This is a genomic window from Rhodococcus sp. P4_F5 (assembly GCF_056401315.1).
Window position 1 is genome coordinate 1 of record NZ_JBFUJP010000051.1, and the last position, 20402, is coordinate 20402.

Here is a 20402-nt window from a genome sequence, read left to right on the forward strand (position 1 = left end):
GGCCAGCACCTTGGTGGTCTGCGCGGTGGCCCCGAACAACTTGTTCAACTCCTGGTCCCGGCTCTCGATGGTCCTCGACAACCGGGTGACGCCGTCGAGCGAGGCCCGCACGTCCGCCGGGGTGCCGGCGAAGGCGTCGGCGAGCGTCTGCATGCCCTCGGCGAGTTTCGGCGTGTCGATCTCCCCGAGCGTGGTCGCCGCGCTGGAGAACGCGTCGAGAACGTCGTACGGGGAGGCGGTGCGCTCCAACGGGATCGTGTCGCTCGCGCGCAGCGTGGACGACCCGCGCGGGTCCAGCGCCAGGTACTTCTGACCCAGGATCGTCTTGATCTGGATCGATGCCGTGGTCTGGTCACCGACCCAGGCGTCCTTGACCTTGAAGGCGACCTCGACCCGGTCCCCCTCGAGCGAGACCTCCGTGACCTTGCCTACCTTGACACCGGCGATGCGCACCTCGTTGTTCGGCTTGAGGCCCGCGGCCTCCGTGAACTCGGCCCGGTAGGTGGCGCCTGCGCCGATCAACGGCAGGTCGTCGAGAAAGAAGGCGGACATGGTGGCGAGCAGCACCACGACGATGCCCAGCGCCCCGATGGTGGCGGGACTGCGACGTTGCTTCACTGTCCACTCCCGTCTGCGCTGCACCGCGCCGCGGCGTTGGTGTACAGGGGCTGGTTCACCGTCGGCAAACCGGTCGGCAGGTTCAGGTAGTTCGACTCACCCGGGCCGGCGACCACGTCGAGGCCGCAGAGGTAGAACTGGAACCACGAGCCGAAGCTGGCGATCCGGATCAGCTTGTCCAACTTGACCGGCAGGGTCGTGAAGATCTTGTCCAGCTTGTCGCTCTGCGCGTTCAACGTGCCCGTCAGGGTGTTCAGTGCGGACACCGAACCCTGGATGGACGGACGGGTCGGCTCGAGCACGTCGGCCGTCGCGTCGGCGAGGCCGGCCAGCGACGTCACCGCGCCGCCGACCACCTCCCGCTCGTTGGCGAGACCGGTGACGAGCTTCTCGGTGTTGGTGATCAGCGAGCCCAACTCGTCGTCGTGCTCGTTCACTGTCTCGAGCACGACGTTGAGGTTGTTGATCACGTCGCCGATCACCCGGTCCTTGTCGGCGATGGTGTTGGTCAGCGAGGCGGTGTTGCGCACCAGCTCCGTGATCGTGCCGCTCTCGCCCTGGAACACCTGGATGATCTGGTACGACAGCTTGTTCACGTCGTCGGCGCTGAGCGTCTGGAACAGCGGACGGAAGCCGTTGAACAGCGTGGTCAGGTTGAYGGCCGGATTGGTGTGGTCCAGCGGGATGGTCTCGCCCGCGGTCAGCTTCATCCCCTGCTGCCCCTGGCCCTGTTCCAGCGCGATGTAGCGCTGTCCCACCAGGTTCCGGTAGCGGATGGTCGCCGTGGACCCGGCGGGCAGCCAGTCCCGGTCGGTCAACGAGAACTGGACCTCGGCCTCGCGTTCGTTGACGATGGCGATCTTGTCGACCTGACCGACGCGGACACCCGCGATCCGCACCTCGTCACCCTTGTTGAGCGAGGCGACGTCGCTGAAGATCGCGTTGAACTTGGTGCCGCCGCCACCGCTGGTGTTCGCGATGGTGAAGGCCAACATGGCGGTCGCGATCACCGTGACGACGGCGAACACGATGAGCTTGGTCAATGGCGCTGCGAGCCCTCTCATCGGACGCTCACCTCCGTCCCCCTCAGTGCCGGTGCGCCCAGCAGTGTCGTCCAGCCGGGTACGTCCTCCGGCAAGGTTCCGGTGCCCTCGCCGTAGATGACGGCCAGCGTGTCCTGTTCCAGCGCGGAGCCGGTGTAGCTGACCGGTGTCGGCGCTCCGCCCGCGGTGGGCACCACCGAGTACTGCGCGGCCGGCATGTCGGGCACGTTCTGCGGTCCGGGGTTGCGCGAGGGCACCTGGTACGAGCCGTCGTTGAACGACCCGCCCGGGTACTGCCCGAACTTCTCCCCCGGCGCGGCGGGGGTGTAGCACTTGGGGCCGCGCTCCTCGAACAGCCGTGGCTCGTCCTGGTTGGGCAGGTACCGGCCCTTCGGGTTCACGAACACGGTCGCCGCGCGGGCACCGGGATGGTCCTGCAGGCTGCCGTCCTCGTTGAGACCGAGGATCGCGGTCGCGCTCTGCACGATCGGGACGAACTGCGAGAACATGCAGCCGAAGGTCGGCGAGGCGTCCGCCAGAACCTCCAGCGCCTCCCGTGAGTCGGCCGCGATCGAGATCAGCGATTCCTGGTTGGTGACCAGGAAGTCCGCCGTACTGCCCGCGGTCGCCGTCACCGACGACATCAGGGCACGGATCTGGTTCTGCTGCGAGACCACGGTCGCACCGGTGGTGCGCAGGCTGTCCAGCGCGTTGACCAGTTCGGGCGCGGCCTCGGCGTAGGTCTGCGAGAAGTCCGCGAGACCACGCAGACCCTGCTGCAGGTTCGGCAGCTCGGTGTTGACGCCCCGGAAGATCTCCTCGAGCCGGTCGATGCCCAGACCGATGTCCTGGCCGCGACCGCTGAGCGCCTGGTTCAGCGCGCCCAGCGTGTTCGCCAGGTCCTGGGGGGGCACGGCCTGCAACAGCGGGAGCAACCCGTCGAGCAGCTCACCGATCTCGACCGCGTGACCGCTCGAGTCCTGCTGCAGGGTGTCGCCCTCGCTGATCGGCGGCGCGGTGTCCCCCGGCGGCACGATCAGCGCGACGTACCGCTCGCCGAACAACGTCTTCGGCAGCAGCCGCGCGGTCGTGTTCGACGGGATCAGGTCGGCCTTGTCCGGATCGATCGCCAGGACCGAGGTCACCTTGCCGTTCTCCGTCGACGCGGACCGCACCTCGCCGACGATCAGGCCGCGCACCTTCACGTCCGCGTGGTCGGGCAACGAGTTGCCGACCGTGTCGGTGACCAGGTTGATCTCGACGACCTTCTTGAAGGACTTCTGGTACATCCCGATCGTGAACGCCACGAACAGCGCCAGCACAAGGAAGAACACCAGGCCGAGCACCCGACGGCGCACGACCGAACCACCGTTGGTCATCCCGCAACCCTCACTGTGGTTGTCGTGCCCCAGATGGCGAGGCTGAGGAAGAAGTCGAGCACCGCGATCGTGACGAGCGCCGTACGGACGGCGCGGCCCACTGCCACGCCCACGCCGGCCGGCCCGCCGGTGGCGTTGTAGCCGTAGTAGCAGTGGATCATGATCAGCACGAAGGCGAAGACCAGCACCTTGCCGAACGACCACAACACGTCGACCGGCGGTAGGAACAGGTTGAAGTAGTGGTCGTAGGAGCCACTCGACTGCCCGTTGAAGACCGTGCTGATGAGCCGGGACGCGAAGTACGACGCCAGCAGGCCGACGATGTACAGCGGGATCACCGCGACGAATCCGGCGATCATCCGGGTGGTGACCAGGAACGGGATGCTGGGCACCGCCATCACCTCGAGGGCGTCGATCTCCTCCGAGATCCGCATCGCTCCCAACTGCGCCGTGAACCCACAACCGACTGTCGCGGAGAGGGYCAGCGCCGCCACGATCGGTGCGATCTCGCGGGTGTTGACGTACGCGGACAGGAAGCCGGTGAGTACGGAGCTGCCCAACTGGTCCAGCGCGGCGTAACCCTGCAGGCCGACGACGACGCCGGTGAACCCGGACATCATCACGATCACGCCGATGGTGCCGCCGATCACCGCCAGCGCGCCACTGCCGAAGGTCACCTCGGCGAGAAGTCGGAGCACCTCGCGGCTGTAGTGCGTGGCGGTCTTCGGGATCCAGCCGATCGCCCGGCCGTAGAACGACATCTGGTCGCCGGCCCGGTCGAGGACGTTGAGCGGCGCGCGCCCGGCCCGGCGCACGCGCATCAGCGTGCGGTCACCACGGCCCTTCGCGATGGTCATGGGTCAGCCCCCCTTTGCAGGAACGACCTGCAGGTACACCATGGTCAGGATCAGGTTCGCAAAGAAGAGCAGCAGGAAGGTGATGACAACCGTCTGGTTGACGGCCTCCCCGACTCCCTTCGGGCCGGGGTTCGGGTGCAAACCCTTGTAGGCGGCGACGATGCCGGCGATCACACCGAAGATCGCGGCCTTGGCCTCGGCGATGTACAGGTCCGGCAGCTGCGCGAGGGCCGAGAACGACGCCAGGTACGCGCCGGGCGTGCCGCCCTGCAGGATCACGTTGAAGAAGTAACCACCCGCGATGCCGACCACCGACACCAGGCCGTTGAGCAGCACCGCGACCAGCACCATCGCGAGCACACGGGGCACCACGAGACGCTGGACCGGATTGATGCCCAGCACCTCCATCGCGTCGATCTCCTCGCGAATGGTCCGGGAACCGAGGTCGGCCGTCACCGCGGAACCGGCGGCGCCGGCGATCAGCAGCGCGGTCACGATCGGACTGCCCTGCTGGATCACCGCCAGCACGCTGGCCGCACCGGTGAACGACTCCGCACCGAGTTGCTTGATCAGGGAACCCGTCTGCAGCGAGACCACCGCGCCGAACGGGATCGCCACGAGTGCTGTCGGCAGGATCGTCACGCTCGCGATGAACCAGGCCTGCTCGATGAACTCGCGGAACTGGAACGGACGGCGGAAGAGATTACGGACGACGTCGATGAAAAGCTGGACAATCAGACCGGCCTGAGTCAGCGCGGCTGCGATCGGTCCGAGCAGCCGGCTCGTGGTTCCCCCCATCGATGCGTGCTACCCGTTGTACCCGGCCGGCGACTGCGCGCCGTAGCCGTCGTACGCGGGCATCACCACGGTCTGGTCCTCGTTCAGGCTCACCAGGATCTCCTGCTGCGCCTCGGGCGGCAGCGTGTGCAGGATCTCCCGCACGCGCGCCTGCCGACGGCCGACGGCCTGGCGAACAGGGAGCCCGGGGGTCGCCTGCATCTGGCGGACCACGCCGCTGACGTCCTCGGTGCCGCCGTGGTGGTGACCGGCGTCGACGAGGGCCTGCTCCTGGGCCATCTGCGCGTCGTCCTTCTCCTCCGACATGCCGATGGGGCCGATCTTGCTGCCGTTGAGGAACTGCTTGACCACCGGCTCCTCACTGGTCAGCAGCACCTCGCGGGGGCCGAACATCACCAGGTGCTTGCGGAAGAGCATGCCGAGGTTGTCGGGCACCGTCCGGGCCAGGTTGATGTTGTGCGTGACGATCAGAATCGTCGCGTCGATCTGCGCGTTGATGTCGATCAACAGCTGCGAGAGGTAGGTGGTGCGGACCGGGTCCAGGCCGGAGTCCGGCTCGTCGACCAGGATGATCTCCGGATCGAGGACCAACGCCCTCGCCAGGCCGGCGCGCTTGCGCATACCACCGGAGATCTCGCCGGGGAGCTTCGTCTCGGCGCCGATCAGGCCGTTGAGGTCCAGCTTCTCCATGACGATCTTGCGGATCTCGGACTCGGACTTCCTCGTGTGCTCACGCAGCGGGAAGGCGACGTTGTCGAACAGGTTCATCGACCCGAACAGCGCGCCGTCCTGGAACAGGACGCCGAACATCTTCCGGATCTCGTAGAGCTCCTTCGAACTGCACTGGAGGATGTCCGTGCCGTCGATGACAATCGAGCCCTCTTCCGGCCGGAGCAGACCGATCAGCGACTTCAGGAAGACCGACTTACCGGTACCGGAGGGACCCAGCAGCGCGCTGACCTCACCGGCCGGCAACGTCAACGAGACGTCCTGCCAGATCTTCTGAGTTCCAAAGGACTTGGTAAGCCCCTCGACCGAGACCTCTACTCCCACCGCTAACCTCCACGCTTATTTCGGCACACCGGACCCATTGTGGGTTGGGTCACTGTATCGCATCGATGTGGCAACCAAGACTCGCGATACTACTCATGAGTAAGGTCACCCCACAAGACCGTCGTTTCGACGGACCCGCGGCGCCGGCCGGCGAAACGGCGCTCTGTTGACGTAGCGTCAACAGGCGGTACGCCAACCGAGACGACAAAAGAGGGCCGCTCCCCGACGAACGGGGAACGGCCCTCTTCAAAGCCTTGGAACCAAGGCGCTACAAAACCGTCTTACTTGACGGTGATGGTGGCGCCGGCAGCCTCGAGCTTCTCCTTGGCGGCCTCAGCGGCATCCTTGGCAACCTTCTCCAGGATGGCCTTCGGCGCGCCCTCGACGAGGTCCTTGGCCTCCTTCAGACCCAGACCGGAGACGACCTCACGGACGACCTTGATGACCTGGATCTTCTTGTCGCCAGCCGACTCGAGGACGACGTCGAACTCGTCCTGCTCCTCAGCGGCCTCGGCACCGGCGGCCGGGGCACCGGCAACGGCAACGGCGACCGGCGCAGCGGCGGTGACCTCGAAGGTCTCCTCGAACGCCTTCACGAACTCAGAGAGCTCGAGGAGGGTGAGCTCCTTGAACTGGTCCAGCAACTCTTCGGTGGTGAGCTTCGCCATGATGGCGGTCCTTCCTGTAAGTCCCATGTCGCTGATCCGCGACCGGGCGGGTTTGCAGCAGTGATGCGCGGGTGCGGATCAGCTTTCGGCAGCAGCCTCGGCGGGAGCTTCGACAGCTCCGCCTTCGGCTGCCTTCTTCTCCTGCAGCGCGGCGGCCAGACGGGCCATCTGCGATGCGGGGGCGTTGAACAGGCCAGCGGCCTTTGCCAAGTTGCCCTTCATTGCGCCGGCAAGCTTGGCCAGCAGGATCTCGCGGGACTCGAGGTCCGCGATCCTGTTGACCTCGTCCACGGACAGCGCAGCGCCGTCCATGTAGCCGCCCTTGATGACGAGCGCCTTGTTGTCCTTCGCGAAGGCCTTAATGGCCTTCGCAGCGTCGACCGGCTCGCCCTTGATGAATGCAATGGCGGTCGGTCCGACGAACAGGTCGTCAAGGCCCTCGACGCCCGCCTCAGCGGCGGCACGCTTGACCAGGGTGTTCTTGGCGACGGAGTAGGTAGCGCCTGCTCCGAGCGCACGACGCAGCTGCGTCAGACTGGTCACCGACAGACCACGGTATTCCGTGATCACGGCGGCAGTCGAACCCTTGAACTGCTCAGTGATCTCCGCGATCGCGGTGACCTTTTCGGGCTTTGCCATACTTCGCCTCCTCTCGTGACATCGTGTTGGTGCGCCTGCCGTGCAGGCGTGGCCACAACATGCAAAACGCCCCGGTGCAGGGCACACGGGGCGTACACGAGGAGATCCGCACCGGCTTGCGCCGGACACTCACTCCCCTACCTCGTCCTCCTGCGTGGGTCGTCGGGCATGTCCCGAACCTTCAACCGATGCCGCGAGCGGCACCGATGACCAACGGTCTTGGGTAGAACTTCTTGGGGTGAACTCGAAATAGCTCTCGAACTCTTCGGGTCACGGTACCCGACGCCGCAACCGAACTCCAAAACGGCCGGGTGCCATCGGGCCCCGATGTGAGGCACCTCACGATCGGCGGTGACGAAGCGCCGGCGGTACCGGGGCCGGGCCGTTGCCGGGCCGGGACGAGGTGCCGGGCTGGGACGACACGCGCCGCTCCGACCGCCCCGTAGTGGCCGACGGGCCCTGACAAAGCCAGAAGGGCCGGTGGGGAGAAACCCCACCGGCCCTTGGCGAAATGTCGAGACTTACTCGGCAGCATCCTCGAGGAGGTTGCGGGTCCGGTTCGGATCCACCGGGATGCCCGGTCCGGTGGTGGTCGAAACGGTGACCTTCTTGACGTACCGGCCCTTCGCGGAGGACGGCTTCGCACGCAGGATCTCGTCCAGTGCGGCGCCGTAGTTCTCCACCAGCTGGGCGTCGTCGAAGGACGCCTTGCCGATCACGAAGTGCAGGTTGGCCTGCTTGTCGACGCGGAAGTTGATCTTTCCGCCCTTGATCTCGTTGACAGCCTTGGTCACGTCGGCCGTGACGGTGCCCGTCTTCGGGTTCGGCATCAGGCCACGCGGTCCGAGGACGCGGGCGATGCGGCCGACCTTGGCCATCTGATCGGGAGTGGCGATCGCGGCGTCGAAGTCCAGCCAACCGCCCTGGATGCGCTCGATCAGGTCCTCGGCACCGACTGCGTCGGCACCGGCGGCCTCGGCCTCGGCGGCCTTCTCGCCGACGGCGAACACGATCACACGGGCGGTCTTACCGGTGCCGTGCGGGAGGTTGACGGTGCCACGGACCATCTGGTCCGCCTTGCGGGGATCGACGCCCAGGCGAACGGCGACCTCGACGGTCGCGTCCATCTTCGACGAAGAGGTCTCCTTCGCAAGCTTCGTAGCCTGCAGCGGGCTGTAAAGCTTGTTCGGGTCGACCTTCTCGGCGGCGGCGAGGTACGCCTTGCTGCGCTTTGCCATTTGTTCTGTCCTAACTTCTCACCACAGTGTGTGACCGACTGCAGTGGTGAATGGTTCAGTTGTGGTAGCGGGCCTGGCAGGCCCTCCCACGCGTGCTGGAGTTCTTAACCTTCGACCGTGATGCCCATGGAGCGGGCGGTGCCGGCGATGATCTTCGCGGCCTGGTCGATGTCGTTCGCGTTGAGGTCTTCAGCCTTGGTCTTCGCGATCTCGCGCACCTGGTCCATGGTCACCGTGGCGACCTTGGTCTTGTGCGGCTCGCCGGAGCCCTTCTGCACACCAGCGGCCTTGAGCAGCAGCTTGGCGGCCGGAGGGGTCTTCAACTTGAAGTCGAAGGTCCGGTCCTCGTAGACGGAAATCTCCACGGGGATCACATTGCCGCGCTGCGACTCGGTCGCCGCGTTGTAGGCCTTGCAGAACTCCATGATGTTCACGCCGTGCTGACCAAGCGCGGGACCCACGGGCGGGGCAGGGTTAGCCTGACCGGCCTGGATCTGGAGCTTGATGAGCCCTGCGAGCTTCTTCTTCTTGGGGGGCATCTTCGTTCCTAATTTCTTGCTGGTTGTGTTTCTTGCTGCAGTGCAAGTGTGTGGGGCGCGACCTTCGAACCCGTCAGATCTTCGAGACCTGGGTGAAGGACAGCTCGACCGGGGTCTCGCGACCGAAGATCGAAACCAGGACCTTGAGCTTCTGCTGCTCCGCGTTGACCTCGCTGATGGAGGCGGGCAGCGTGGCGAACGGGCCGTCCATGACGGTGACCGACTCGCCGATCTCGAAGTCGACCTCGATGAGCGGCTTGGCAGCGGCACCGGAGGTGTCGCCGGCGGCGACGGCGGCCGCGGCGGGCTTCTTCGCGCCCTGCTGCGGCATCAGGAACTTGACGACCTCGTTGATGGTCAGCGGCGAGGGCCGCGAGGTGGCGCCGACGAACCCGGTGACACCGGGGGTGTTGCGCACCGCGCCCCAGGACTCGTCGTTCAGCTCCATGCGCACCAGGATGTAGCCCGGCAGGACCTTGCGGTTGACCTGCTTGCGCTGGCCGTTCTTGATCTCGGTGACCTCTTCGGTGGGAACCTCCACCTGGAAGATGTAGTCACCGACGTCGAGGTTCTGGACGCGGGTCTCGAGGTTGGCCTTGACCTTGTTCTCGTAGCCGGCGTAGGAGTGGATGACGTACCAGTCGCCCGGGGCGCGCCGGAGCGCGGCCTTCATCTCGGCGACGGGGTCGACGGGCTCCTCCTCGACCGCGGGGGCCTCGTCGGCTGCCGCATCGTCGGACTCGGGAGCGCCCTCGTCGTCGGCGTTCTCGTCGACGACCACGTCGTCAGCGTTCTCGTCGACAACCAGGTCGTCGGCGACTGCGCTGCCAGCGGACTCCGCAGCGACCGCGTCATCGGCTACATGCTCTTGCGCTGCGGCCTCAATTGCGTCGTTCTCGGGGGTGCTCACTGGCGCACTCGCTTCCTCTCATTGCATTTCTGTGTCCGGGGTCAGCCGAACAGCCACCTGACGCCCCTGATGAACGCCAGGTCCAATCCGAAGACATACGCCACCATGAAGGAGACGAAGACCAGGACAATCGTGGTGTAGGTGATCATCTGCTTGCGGTTCGGCCAGATCACCTTGCGGAGCTCCGACATGACCTCGCGCAGGAACTTACGCAGGCGCTTGAAGAGATTCTCCTTGCGCGGTGCGTCAGCCTTCGACTTCTTCGCGGCGGGCTTGCCCGCGGCCGCGGAGCCGGTCGTCACGGCGACGGTGTCCGTTGCTGCGCCTGCGGCGCGGCTACGTCGTCCCGGACGCTTACCAGTCGGCTTCGAGGTCTCCGGTGCGTGAGCGTTCGCGTCGACACTGGCTTCGCGGTCCGAGGACCCCGCCGCACTATCGGCCTTTCCGCGATCTTCGCTCACCCGTAGATCCTCTCAGTTGCTGGCATCCAGGGCAGGGGCGACAGGACTTGAACCTGCAACCTGCGGTTTTGGAGACCGCTGCTCTGCCAGTTGAGCTACGCCCCTTTGGTTGGCCGGCGCATTCGAATCTTCACGATCCGAACCGGTCAACCACTCTGTGACCACACAACGCGCGCGCCACCCTCATCGGCCCGAACCGGCACCGTAGGGCAGCGCGCAGTGCTGAGTAATCCCAGAAATCTCAGTGTACTTCACGGTAGCCGAACAACCCAATCGGCTGGATACTCAGCCAAATCGCACGGTCGCAGTGGCCCGTCCGAAGATCTTCTTCTCGTCTACCTTAGCCACGATAGCAATGACGGCTGTCTGCGTGTCGTCATCTACCGAACGAACCTTACCCGTCAGGAGGATCTCCGCGCCAACGCCGTCGTTGGGCACGAAAACGGGGCTGGTGAAGCGCACGTTGTACTCGACGACGGCGCCGGGGTCGCCGACCCACTCGGTCACGTAGCCGGCCCCGATGCCCATGGTGAGCATGCCGTGCGCGACCGCGGTCGGCAGGCCGACCGCCTGTGCGACGGCGTCGTCCCAGTGGATCGGGTTCGGGTCACCGGACACACCCGCGTACTGCACCAGGTCGGACCGGGTGAGCTTGACGGACTTCTCCGGCAACTCCTCGCCGGCCGCGATCTCGCCGAACGTGCGTACCGCCATCACTCGCCCTCCTCGACGTGCCGGCCCATCAGGGTCGTGTACGTGGTCTGCACCAGTTCACCGTTCTGGTCGGTGATGTCATTGCGGGTGACGATGATGTCGCTGCCACCCATCGTGCGGAGCGAGTCGACGTACACGTCGCAGTACAGCCGGTCACCGACCTTGATCGGACGGTGGAACACCAGGCGCTGGTCGGTGTGCAGGATGCGGCTGAGGTCGAGCTCGACCTCCATCGCCTTGAAGAACTCCTCCTGAGCGAGGAACCCGAACACCGAGATGAAGGTCAGCGGCGCGACCAGTCCGTCGTAGCCCAGTTCGGCGGCCGCGGACTCGTCCCGGTACGCCGGGTCGTCGCTCTTGACTGCACGCGCGTACTCGCGGACCTTCTCGCGGCCGACCTCGTAGTAGTCGCTGAACCTGTGGTGCAGGCCAACGAGATCAGGAGTCAGTTTCACCGAATTAGCACCCTATCTGCACTGGACGCAGGAACGCGACGGTGACCGGCGACCCCCGACAGAATCGGATCGGGTCGCGGTGTCACCGTCGCGCCTGCGTCGACACCCCAAAAAAAATCGCGTGCCCCGCGATGAAATCTGCGGGGCACGCGATGAAGACTACTTGGATTCGCGATGCGCCTGATGCGTTCCGCAGTTGGGGCAGAACTTCTTGATCTCGAGGCGATCCGGATCGTTGCGCCGGTTCTTCTTCGTGATGTAGTTGCGGTGCTTGCATACGTCGCAGGCCAAGGTGATCTTGGGTCGAACGTCAGTCGAGGCCACGGTATGCCTTCTTTCGGGTGAATCTGATCGGGATCAATCAGGGTGTGTTGCCTTGTGTCATTTGTGTAGCGATGGCCGGACTTGAACCGGCGACACAACGATTATGAGTCGTTTGCTCTACCAACTGAGCTACACCGCCTCGGTGCATCGATGCCAGTCTAATAGGCACCCAATCCAGCGAGCCCCCTAACGGAATCGAACCGTTGACCTTTTCCTTACCATGGAAACGCTCTGCCGACTGAGCTAAGGGGGCGTGCTTCGCTGCACTTTGTCTGTGCGTTGAAGCCTCCAAGAGGTTACACAGTCTCGGCTCCGAGTACCAAATCGGCTGGTGAGGAGCCATTTTCAAACTGTCTAACCACCGAGCCCCGGCGAGCTTGCGCTCACCGGGACCCAGGTGTGGCAGGTGTAGGATTCGAACCTACGTAGGCATAAGCCGACGGATTTACAGTCCGCTCCCATTGKCCGCTCGGGCAACCTGCCTGGTGTCATCCAGGGTAGTACCTGCTGACCGTTGCCGGCCCGCTGGTCTTCCCTGACGCGTTGAGAAGAATACAACGACCGGGGAGGGTAAATGCAAACCGGGTGGATATCGTGGGTTCTCACGCCCCGGCGTCGGGTCCGGGGGTTGTTCGAGAACTAGGAGTTGTCGTGGCGGATTCGTCCTTCGATGTGGTGAGCAAGGTTGACCGGCAGGAAGTTGACAACGCGCTGCACCAGGCCGGCAAGGAGCTGTCGACGCGATTCGACTTCCGCAACACCGGTGCGAGCATCGACTGGTCCGGCGAGGAGGCCATCACCATCACTGCGGACACGGAGGAGCGACTGGTCGCGGCCCTCGAGGTGTTCAAGGAGAAGCTGATCCGGCGGGACATCTCGCTCAAGGCGTTCGACGCAGGCGAGCCCGCGCAGTCCGGGAAGATCTACAAGCTGACCGGCACGCTCGTGCAGGGCATCAGCTCCGAGAACGCGAAGAAGATCTCGAAGAAGATCCGCGACGAGGGCCCCAAGGGCGTCAAGGCGCAGATCCAGGGCGAGGAGCTGCGCGTGAGCAGCAAGAAGCGTGACGACCTGCAGGCGATCATCTCCCTGCTCAAGGGTGAGGACTTCGGCATCGCGCTGCAGTTCGTCAACTACCGCTAGCCCGCCCGACGCGCCGGCACGGCGGTTGCAGACAGGTCCGTCCGGACCCCTCGGGGATCCGGGCGGACCTGTCTGCGTCAGTCGTCAGTCGGGCAACCGCCGACCCGCCATCTCTTCGAGCCGGGCGATGCGCTCGGCCATCGGCGGGTGGGTGGCGAACATGCGGCTCATCTTGTCGCCGGCCCGGAACGGGTTCGCGATCATCATGTGCGACTGCGCCGCGATCTTCGGCTCGGGGGCCAGCGGGGCCGCCGCCACGCCACGCTCGAGCTTTCGCAGCGCGGAGGCCAGGGCGAGCGGGTCGCCACAGAGCTCGGCGCCGGACTGGTCGGCCTGGTACTCCCGCGAACGCGAGACCGCCATCTTGACGACCGACGCGGCGATCGGGCCGAGCAGCGAGACCAGCAGCAGCGCGAGCGGGTTCGGCCGGTTCTCGCCGCGCCCACCGAACATCGACGCGAACATGGCCATGTTGGCGAGGCCGGAGATCACCGCGGCCATCGCACCCGCCACCGACGAGATCAGGATGTCGCGGTTGTAGACGTGTGAGAGCTCGTGCCCGAGCACCGCACGCAACTCCCGCTCGTCGAGGATCTGCAGGATGCCACTGGTGCAGCAGACCGCCGCATTGCGCGGGTTGCGGCCGGTGGCGAACGCGTTCGGCGCCGCGGTGGGGCTGATGTAGAGCCGGGGCATCGGCTGGTGCGCGGTGGTGGCCAGCTCCCGCACGATCTTGTAGATGACCGGTGCCTCGACCTCGGTGATCGGCTGCGCGTGCATGGCCTTGAGCGCCAGCTTGTCGCTGTTGAAGTACGCGTAGGCGTTCATGCCGACGGCCAGCAGCACCGAGAAGAGCAGGATCGTCGGGTTTCCGAACAACGCCCCGATGAACACGATCAGCGCCGACATGCCGATCAGCAGTCCGGCCGTCTTCAGCCCGTTCGAATACCGATGCACCGTCGCCTCTTCTCTCGTGGAACTCTCACGAAATCAACGAAGGAACCCCGGGACTCGTTCCCTGCGGAACGCGGACCCGTACCAAGGTGCAACCTACCGTCAGCCGACCCGCTCGACCGTGTAATCGACGAGGCGCTTGAGGGCCTCGTTCGCGGGTCCCTGGGGCAGTTCCGCCAGCTGGACCTGAGCCGCATCCGCGAACTCCCGCAGCTTGGCCTTGGCCGCGACCATGCCCGGCGACCGCTCCAGGAGGGCGAGCGCCTCGTCGACCGCGTCGTCGTCGGTGACCGGGCCGTCGAGCAGCACCCGCAGCCGGTCGGCGTCCGGGCCCTGCTCGCGCAGCGCGTACAGCACCGGCAGGGTGTGCACGCCCTCCCGCAGGTCGGTGCCCGGGGTCTTGCCGGACTGTGCGGCCACCGAGGAGATGTCGATGATGTCGTCGGCGATCTGGAAGGCAGTGCCGACCGCGTCGCCGAGCCGCTCGAGCCGCTCGACGTCCTCGGCGCTGGCCCCGGAGAAGGTGCCGCCGAAGCGGCCGCACGCGGCGATCAGCGACCCCGTCTTCTCCCACACCACCTTCAGGTAGTGCTCGACCGGGTCCTGGTGGTTGCGGACGCCGATGGTCTCGCGCATCTGCCCGGTGACCAGCTCGGCGAACGTCTCGGCGATGACGCGCACTGCCTCCGGTCCGAGCGTCGAGGTCAGCCGGGAGGCGTGTGCGAACAGGTAGTCCCCGGCCAGGATCGCGATGCTGTTTCCCCATTGGGCGTTGGCGCTCGGCGCCCCGCGGCGCATGGACGCCTCGTCCATCACGTCGTCGTGGTACAGCGTCGCCAGGTGCACGAGCTCGACGACGGTGGCCGCGGTGACGGTCGCCGGATCGGACGGGTTGGGCCCGAGCTGCGCCGTCAGCAGGGTGAACAACGGGCGGAACCGTTTGCCGCCCGCCTTCGCCAGGTGCAGCGCCGCCTCGGTGAGGAAGTCCTCGCCGTCGGACAGCTCCCCGACCAGCAGGGCCTCGACGTCGACGAGTCCCTGACGCACGGACTCTGCCAGGGCCTGGTCGCCCAGGTCGACGCCGGCAACGACRGTGTTTGTCGCTTCGCTCGTGCTCACGATCTCAGTACCCATCCTGTATCTCCGCGATGACCAGCAACCGATGCCTTTCCTGTCACGGTAGTGAACCTAGCCGGTGCCCGGCCCGCCGGGCCGATCGCCGCGGCCGTCCGGCCCCGTCGAGCCGCCCACCGGGGCCCGGCCGGGTGCCGACGCAGTGCCTGAGAAGATACGTCCGTGACGTCCCCCGTTGCCGACCAGAACCCGTCCGCCGAACCTTCGTCGGGCGGTGTAGACGTGCCCTCCGAGACCGAGGTACTGGTCGTCGGCGCAGGTCCGGCCGGGTCTGCCGCCGCCGCGTGGGCAGCCCGCGCCGGTCACGACGTACTGCTCGTCGACGCGGCGACCTTCCCCCGGGACAAGACCTGCGGCGACGGCCTCACTCCGCGCGCTGTCGCGGAGCTCACCCGGCTCGGTCTCGGCGACTGGCTCGCCGCACGCACCGTCAACCGCGGGCTGCGGCTGTCCGGGTTCGGGCAGGAGCTGCAGCTGCCATGGCCCGGCGGCTCGTTGCCCAGCACCGGCAGCGCCGTTCCGCGCACCGAACTCGACGACCGGATCCGCCGGGTCGCCGTCGACTCCGGCGCTGCGATGGTGCAGGGCGCCAAGGCCGTGGACGTGACGCTCGACGGCGGCCGGGTCCGGGCGGTCACGTTGCAGACCGCGGGCGGCCCGGTCTCCGTCCGGTGCCGGCGCCTGATCGTCGCGGACGGCGTCCGGTCCACCCTCGGCAAGCGGCTCGGCAGGCAGTGGCACCGTGACACCGCCTTCGGTGTCGCGGCCCGCGCCTACGTCGACTCGGGCCGCAGCACCGACGAGTGGATCACCTCGCACCTGGAGCTGCGCGACGCCGAGGGCACCGTGCAGCCCGGCTACGGCTGGGTGTTCCCACTCGGCACCGGCGAGGTCAACCTGGGCGTCGGCACGCTGGCCACCGCCAAACGGCCCGCGCCGGGCGCGCTCCGGCCGCTGATCGAGCTGTACGCGCGGCAACGGCGCACCGACTGGGAACTCGACGGCCCGGTGCGGTCGGTGGCGTCCGCGCTGCTGCCGATGGGCGGCGCGGTCTCGGGTGTCGCGGGCGCCAACTGGATGATCATCGGCGACGCCGCGGCCTGCGTGAACCCGCTCAACGGCGAGGGCATCGACTACGGACTCGAGACCGGGCGGATGGCCGCCGAGGTGCTCGGCGAACCGGACCTCACCGAACTCTGGCCGACCCTGCTCCGCGAGCACTACGGGCAGGCGTTCTCCGTGGCGCGGCGGCTCGCCGGACTGCTCACGGTGCCGAGGATGCTGCCCGCGTCGGGCCCGGTGGCGATGCGCTCGCGGGCGCTGATGACCGTCGCGGTCCGGGTGATGGGCAACCTGGTGACGGAGGCCGACCGGGACCTGACCGCGCGGGCGTGGCGGGCGGCGGGCACTGCCTCGCTGCGCATCGACACCCGGCCGCCGTTCAGCTGACCCGGCCGTTCGGCTGGACCCGGCCGTTCGGCTGGACCCGCAGGCCCGGGCGCGCTACACGCGACGAGTGACGAAGAGCGGGAACCGCTCCCCCGATTCGATGCACCGGAAGACCGCGCGACGGCCCGGACCCGGCGGCGTGGTCTCGCCGTCGAGCCAGGCGTAGATCCAGGGCCCCTCGTCGAGCGCGACGATCGCGAGGGCACACGGCACCAGCCCGGCGGTCTCGCCCGCCTGGGAGCAGTCCACGACCGTCCAGGACACGATCGTCCCGGCGCCGGACGAACGGACGCGTTCCAGGTCGTCGTCGCCGCAGCTCGTGCACGCCGACCGGTCCGGGGAGAGCAGTTCGTCGCAGGTGCGACAACGCAGGATCATCAGTGGCGCCGCCATCGCGCTTCGGTGCAGGACGCTCACGGCACTCACGCTGTCTCCGCCGCAGTGACACCGGTCGTCGCGAGCACTCCCGCCATCGCGTCCCCGAAACGCGCCGGGTCGTCGATCAGCCAGCCGTGATGGCCCGGCACCGTGACCACGACGGCGTGGTGCAGACGCGAGCGCAGCGACTCGAAACTGGCCCTCGGGATGACCGTGTCGCCGCGTCCCCACAGCAGCGTCACCGGCAGGCCCCGGGCCGCAAGTTCGTCGAGTTCGCTGGTCAGGTCGGCGGTGCGGGCCAGGTGCGCGGTTCGCCAGAACGCCCCGGGACTGCGCACCACGTTCCGCAGCGCGTCCACCGCGACCGCCGCGAGTCCCGCGGCGGAGGGCGGGACCGAGAGCGCGTCCCCGGTCGCCGCGGCGCCCCAGTACCAGAGCGGCCGGTCCGCGATCGGGCGTACGCCCGCCGGACCGTCGGACCAGGCCGCGCCGCCGACCGAGTTCACCAGGGTCAGGCCCTCGACCCGGCCGGGCAGGTCGTGAGCGGCCTGGGCTGCCACCCCGCCGCCGAAGGAGTGCCCGACCAGCGACACCGGTCCGACCACACCCACCGCGTCCAGGAACCGTCCCAGCCAGTGCGCGTAGCCGGGCAGGCTCCGCTGCTCCATCGGGAGTTCCGGGGTGCCRCCGAGGCCCGGCAGTGCCGGCGCGAGGACCCGGACGCCGCGGTCGGCCAGATGTTCGAGGGCTCGGCCGTAGGTGCGGTGGGTCAGTCCCCAGCCGTGCAGGAAGACCACCGTGCGTCCCGAGYCGGCGGCCGCGTAGGAAACCGACTCCCCGTCGACGCGCGCCTCGTGCCAGCGGAGCTCGGCGGCAGCCACGACATCCTCGGCGTCAGCGCCGTCCCCGATCTCCGCCACCGGCGGGGACGACGGGGACGGGAGTGCCGCCGCGGTCAGCGGACGGGGGTGCCAGTGATGCAGGTGGGGCCGGGGCCGGCACCTCGGTACGGTCTGGGTCATCGGGGACATCAGGCGAACCTCATCCTTGTGGTCTGGGAACGATTACAGACTCCACTTCGGGACGCGCCGAGACCACGGTCGAACGGACGGGTGACATACCTGTTTTCTGGCGGGGGACATACCTGGTTGCGGTTGCAGAACCCGACGCGTACGGACTCTCCTTGCAGGTCAGGCGCCCCGCGCCTGCCCCTGCTCGACCATCCAGGCGGCAATCTGCGTACGTGAGGTGAAGCCCAGCTTGGCCAGGACGTGCTCCACGTGCCCCTGCGCGGTGCGCTGCGCGATCACCAGTTTCTCGGCGATCTCGCGGTTGGTCAGACCCTGCGCGACCAGATCCGCAACCTGCCGCTCCCGGCGCGTCAGGCTCACCGACGCGTCGTCACCGGACTGTGCCGTGGTCGGGACGTCCTCGTCGAGCGCGAAGGCGAAGGCCTCGGCCGGGGTCAGGCCACGACCCCGGCGGAACGCCGCGTCGTACCCGCGCACGCCGAGCGCCTGCCGCGTCCGCCGCTCCAGCTCGTCGTGCCGGCCGAGCAGCGTGGGGACGATCACCGTCGGGCCGGCGAGTCCCCGGCGCAGCACCTCGGTGGCACCCATCAGCACGGCGGCCCGCTCCCACCGGCGCTCCGTCGCGGCGATCCATGCCAGGATCTGCAGGCACCAGCCGGCGCTGACCGCATCACTGGCCATCCGGGTGTGGTGCAGGCCCTCACGCACCAGTCCCTCGGCCCGGGCGTTGTCGTCACCCATGTCCCACAGGACCAGCCCCAGCGTCCACAGCGCCCGCGCCCGGCAGAGGGACTCGCCGCGAGGCTCGGTGAGGGCGAGCACCCGCTCACACGCGGACAGGGCCTGGTCCGTGACGCCGAGCAGACCGCTGGCCATCGCGAGTCCCTGTAGCGCGGTGATCTCCATGAGCAGGTTGTCGAGGGACCGGAAGGTGGTGGCCGCATCCTCGAACGCGGCATGCGCATCGGCGAGACGGCCACTGCGCAGCGCAAGTCTCCCCTCGGCGCAGGTGGCGAACGCCCGAGACTCCTCGTCCCCCCGCCGGCCCGCCAACTCAATTGCCTCCTGCACCAGCTCGATGCCCACGGGGACGTCGCCCTGCATACCGACCAGCACGCTGGCGTCGTACAGCGCCCTGACCCGTTCGAGGGTGGGTCGACCGCCCTGCGCTGCCAGCAACCGATCCAGCCAGCGCCTTCCCTCGCCGTACTGGCCCCGGCTCAGCCAGAACTGGAACATCGCGTCGGCCGTCCGCAGGCCGATCTCGCCGGCTTCCGGGTCGTCGAGACAGAAGTCCAGCGCCGCGCGCACGTTCGGCTGCTCGCTGCAGAGGCGGTCGATCCACTCCAGCTGCCGCGGGCCGATCCACTCGGCCTCCGCGCGCACCGCCAACTCCGCGTACCAGTCCCGGTGCCGCCGCCGCAGCACCTCACCCCCGCCTGCCTCCTCCAACCGCTCCCGGCCGTACTCGCGGATGGTCTCGAGTATCCGGAACCGCACCACCGTGCCCCGCTGCTCGCTGATCAGGATCGACTTGTCGACCAGCGAGGCGAGGGTGTCGAGCAGGTCGTCACCGTGCAGGTCGTTGCCGTGCAGGCGGTCGGGCAGGTCACCGAGACAGACCCCCTCCACCGCGTCCATTTCGAATCCGCCGTCGAACACGGACAGCCGGCTCCACAGTTCCCGTTCGCGCGGTGTGCACAGCTCGTGGCTCCAGTCGATACACAGCCGCAGGGTCTGCTGCCGGCTCGGGGCCGCGCGACTGCCGCCGGTGAGCAGGCGGTAGCGATCGGCCAGCCGGGCAAGGATCTGCTCCGCGGACAGCGACCGAAGGCGCACCGCTGCCAGTTCGATGAGCAGCGGGAGACCGTCCAGCTGCTGGCAGATACCCGTGACCGCAGCCCGGTTGTCCTCGCTGATCCCGAACTCCGGCACGGCGGCGGCGGCCCGCTGCTCGAACAGCGTCACCGCGTCGAACCCGGGTAGTCCCTTCAATGTCGGCGGCTGGGACGGATCGGGAACCGACAACGGCGGCACACGCAGCACCGACTCCCCGCCGATCCCCAGCGCCTCCCGACTGGTGGCCAGGATCCGCAGCTCGCGACAGGACCGCAGCAGCATCTCGACGAGCACAGCCGCGTCCGCCACCACGTGCTCGCAGTTGTCCAACACCAACAGCAGTCGCCGATCCCCGATCTCCTCAACCAGCGACTCGACGGGTGTCGTCGCGGCCTGCTGCTGGAACCCGAGCGCGCCGACGACGGCGTCCGCGGCCAGTGCCCCGTCGTGCAGCTCACCGAGCTCGCACAGCCACACCCCGTCCTCGAACGAGCGTCGTGCGTCGTCGGCGACGCGCAGCGCCAGCCGGGTCTTGCCGACGCCGCCGATCCCGGTCAACGTCACCAGCCGCGCGGACGCGAGCAGTCGCCTCGCCTCGGCCACCTCGTGGCGGCGGCCGACGAAGCTGGTCAGTTCGAGGGGCAGGTTACCGACCTTGACTCGGACAGCTGTCGCCATCGGACCGTCACTCTCGCGCTAAACGGTTCCCCCAACGGCCAGGTTACGCCCGCGTGACGCTCGTCACCTCTTGCCGCAGAAACACCATGCGCCTCGCTAC

Annotated in this window: 22 protein-coding genes and 4 tRNA genes; 2 read left to right on the forward strand and 24 right to left on the reverse strand. The window is 67.6% G+C overall.

Going from position 1 to position 20402, the window contains the following annotated elements; genetic code table 11:
- The 19 genes from AC1DU4_RS18550 to AC1DU4_RS18640 form a co-directional block, all read right to left on the reverse strand.
- The coding region (locus AC1DU4_RS18550; RefSeq protein WP_477842235.1) for an MlaD family protein at window positions 1–618 on the reverse strand (618 nt) is incomplete at its 3' end.
- On the reverse strand, window positions 615–1682 hold the full coding sequence (locus tag AC1DU4_RS18555) for an MCE family protein (protein WP_477842237.1): 1068 nt from the start codon (window positions 1680–1682) through the stop codon (window positions 615–617). The genes AC1DU4_RS18555 and AC1DU4_RS18550, both read right to left, overlap by 4 nt.
- Complete coding sequence (locus AC1DU4_RS18560) at window positions 1679–3040, reverse strand: MCE family protein (RefSeq protein ID WP_477842239.1); 1362 nt, start codon at window positions 3038–3040, stop codon at window positions 1679–1681. The genes AC1DU4_RS18555 and AC1DU4_RS18560 overlap by 4 nt, the downstream gene beginning before the upstream one ends.
- The gene (locus AC1DU4_RS18565; RefSeq protein WP_477842241.1) at window positions 3037–3897 is read right to left on the reverse strand and encodes an MlaE family ABC transporter permease; all 861 of its coding nucleotides are present in this window, start codon (window positions 3895–3897) and stop codon (window positions 3037–3039) included. Before AC1DU4_RS18565 ends, AC1DU4_RS18560 begins: the two co-directional genes overlap by 4 nt.
- A gap of 3 nt (window positions 3898–3900) precedes the next feature.
- Entirely contained in the window at window positions 3901–4695 is a 795-nt protein-coding gene (locus AC1DU4_RS18570) for an MlaE family ABC transporter permease (RefSeq protein ID WP_072842708.1), read from the reverse strand.
- A gap of 9 nt (window positions 4696–4704) precedes the next feature.
- Complete coding sequence (locus AC1DU4_RS18575; protein ID WP_072842707.1) at window positions 4705–5748, reverse strand: ABC transporter ATP-binding protein; 1044 nt, start codon at window positions 5746–5748, stop codon at window positions 4705–4707.
- Window positions 5749–6029: 281 nt separating this feature from the next.
- The gene (rplL, locus tag AC1DU4_RS18580; protein WP_477842244.1) at window positions 6030–6416 is read right to left on the reverse strand and encodes a 50S ribosomal protein L7/L12; all 387 of its coding nucleotides are present in this window, start codon (window positions 6414–6416) and stop codon (window positions 6030–6032) included.
- 78 nt (window positions 6417–6494) lie between these two features.
- Window positions 6495–7055: a 50S ribosomal protein L10 gene (rplJ, locus tag AC1DU4_RS18585; RefSeq protein ID WP_477842246.1), complete on the reverse strand. Its 561-nt coding sequence runs from the start codon at window positions 7053–7055 to the stop codon at window positions 6495–6497.
- Window positions 7056–7576: 521 nt separating this feature from the next.
- Entirely contained in the window at window positions 7577–8293 is a 717-nt protein-coding gene (rplA, locus tag AC1DU4_RS18590; RefSeq protein ID WP_072842704.1) for a 50S ribosomal protein L1, read from the reverse strand.
- A 104-nt stretch (window positions 8294–8397) separates the two neighbouring features.
- Window positions 8398–8832, reverse strand: a complete 435-nt coding sequence (rplK, locus tag AC1DU4_RS18595) for a 50S ribosomal protein L11 (RefSeq protein ID WP_477842248.1) — start codon at window positions 8830–8832, stop codon at window positions 8398–8400.
- 73 nt (window positions 8833–8905) lie between these two features.
- Window positions 8906–9742, reverse strand: a complete 837-nt coding sequence (nusG, locus tag AC1DU4_RS18600) for a transcription termination/antitermination protein NusG (RefSeq protein ID WP_477842250.1) — start codon at window positions 9740–9742, stop codon at window positions 8906–8908.
- Between the two features lie 41 nt (window positions 9743–9783).
- Entirely contained in the window at window positions 9784–10203 is a 420-nt protein-coding gene (gene secE / locus AC1DU4_RS18605) for a preprotein translocase subunit SecE (protein ID WP_477842252.1), read from the reverse strand.
- 32 nt (window positions 10204–10235) lie between these two features.
- Window positions 10236–10308: transfer RNA gene (locus AC1DU4_RS18610), tRNA-Trp, on the reverse strand.
- A 180-nt stretch (window positions 10309–10488) separates the two neighbouring features.
- Window positions 10489–10917, reverse strand: coding sequence for a (3R)-hydroxyacyl-ACP dehydratase subunit HadB (gene hadB / locus AC1DU4_RS18615; protein ID WP_072842700.1), 429 nt, complete (start codon window positions 10915–10917; stop codon window positions 10489–10491).
- Window positions 10917–11372, reverse strand: coding sequence for a (3R)-hydroxyacyl-ACP dehydratase subunit HadA (gene hadA, locus AC1DU4_RS18620; RefSeq protein WP_072842699.1), 456 nt, complete (start codon window positions 11370–11372; stop codon window positions 10917–10919). Before hadA ends, hadB begins: the two co-directional genes overlap by 1 nt.
- A 159-nt stretch (window positions 11373–11531) precedes the next feature.
- Complete coding sequence (gene rpmG / locus AC1DU4_RS18625; protein WP_072842698.1) at window positions 11532–11696, reverse strand: 50S ribosomal protein L33; 165 nt, start codon at window positions 11694–11696, stop codon at window positions 11532–11534.
- Window positions 11697–11762: 66 nt separating this feature from the next.
- Window positions 11763–11835 (reverse strand) — tRNA-Met (locus tag AC1DU4_RS18630).
- A 41-nt stretch (window positions 11836–11876) separates the two neighbouring features.
- A tRNA-Thr gene (locus AC1DU4_RS18635) sits at window positions 11877–11949 on the reverse strand.
- 147 nt (window positions 11950–12096) lie between these two features.
- Window positions 12097–12179 (reverse strand) — tRNA-Tyr (locus AC1DU4_RS18640).
- A 168-nt stretch (window positions 12180–12347) separates the two neighbouring features.
- On the opposite strand from AC1DU4_RS18640, the gene AC1DU4_RS18645 reads away from it, so the two are divergent.
- A complete protein-coding gene (locus AC1DU4_RS18645) occupies window positions 12348–12839 on the forward strand; it encodes a YajQ family cyclic di-GMP-binding protein (protein WP_477842255.1) in 492 nt (163 codons plus the stop codon).
- A gap of 84 nt (window positions 12840–12923) precedes the next feature.
- On the opposite strand, the gene htpX is transcribed toward AC1DU4_RS18645, so the two are convergent.
- Both htpX and AC1DU4_RS18655 read right to left on the reverse strand, forming a co-directional pair.
- Complete coding sequence (gene htpX / locus AC1DU4_RS18650; RefSeq protein ID WP_477842257.1) at window positions 12924–13796, reverse strand: zinc metalloprotease HtpX; 873 nt, start codon at window positions 13794–13796, stop codon at window positions 12924–12926.
- A gap of 99 nt (window positions 13797–13895) precedes the next feature.
- A complete protein-coding gene (locus AC1DU4_RS18655; RefSeq protein ID WP_072842695.1) occupies window positions 13896–14927 on the reverse strand; it encodes a polyprenyl synthetase family protein in 1032 nt (343 codons plus the stop codon).
- A 222-nt stretch (window positions 14928–15149) separates the two neighbouring features.
- Here AC1DU4_RS18655 and AC1DU4_RS18660 point away from each other — a divergent pair, with 222 nt between their 5' ends.
- The gene (locus AC1DU4_RS18660; RefSeq protein ID WP_477842291.1) at window positions 15150–16376 is read left to right on the forward strand and encodes a geranylgeranyl reductase family protein; all 1227 of its coding nucleotides are present in this window, start codon (window positions 15150–15152) and stop codon (window positions 16374–16376) included.
- Between the two features lie 54 nt (window positions 16377–16430).
- Here AC1DU4_RS18660 and AC1DU4_RS18665 read toward each other — a convergent pair whose 3' ends face one another.
- From AC1DU4_RS18665 to AC1DU4_RS18675, 3 genes are all read right to left on the reverse strand, one after another.
- Entirely contained in the window at window positions 16431–16802 is a 372-nt protein-coding gene (locus AC1DU4_RS18665; RefSeq protein WP_477842260.1) for a Zn-ribbon domain-containing OB-fold protein, read from the reverse strand.
- Window positions 16799–17635, reverse strand: a complete 837-nt coding sequence (locus AC1DU4_RS18670) for an alpha/beta fold hydrolase (protein ID WP_477842262.1) — start codon at window positions 17633–17635, stop codon at window positions 16799–16801. Before AC1DU4_RS18670 ends, AC1DU4_RS18665 begins: the two co-directional genes overlap by 4 nt.
- 309 nt (window positions 17636–17944) lie before the next feature.
- Window positions 17945–20302: an ATP-binding protein gene (locus AC1DU4_RS18675; RefSeq protein WP_477842264.1), complete on the reverse strand. Its 2358-nt coding sequence runs from the start codon at window positions 20300–20302 to the stop codon at window positions 17945–17947.
- Window positions 20303–20402: the final 100 nt, after the last annotated feature.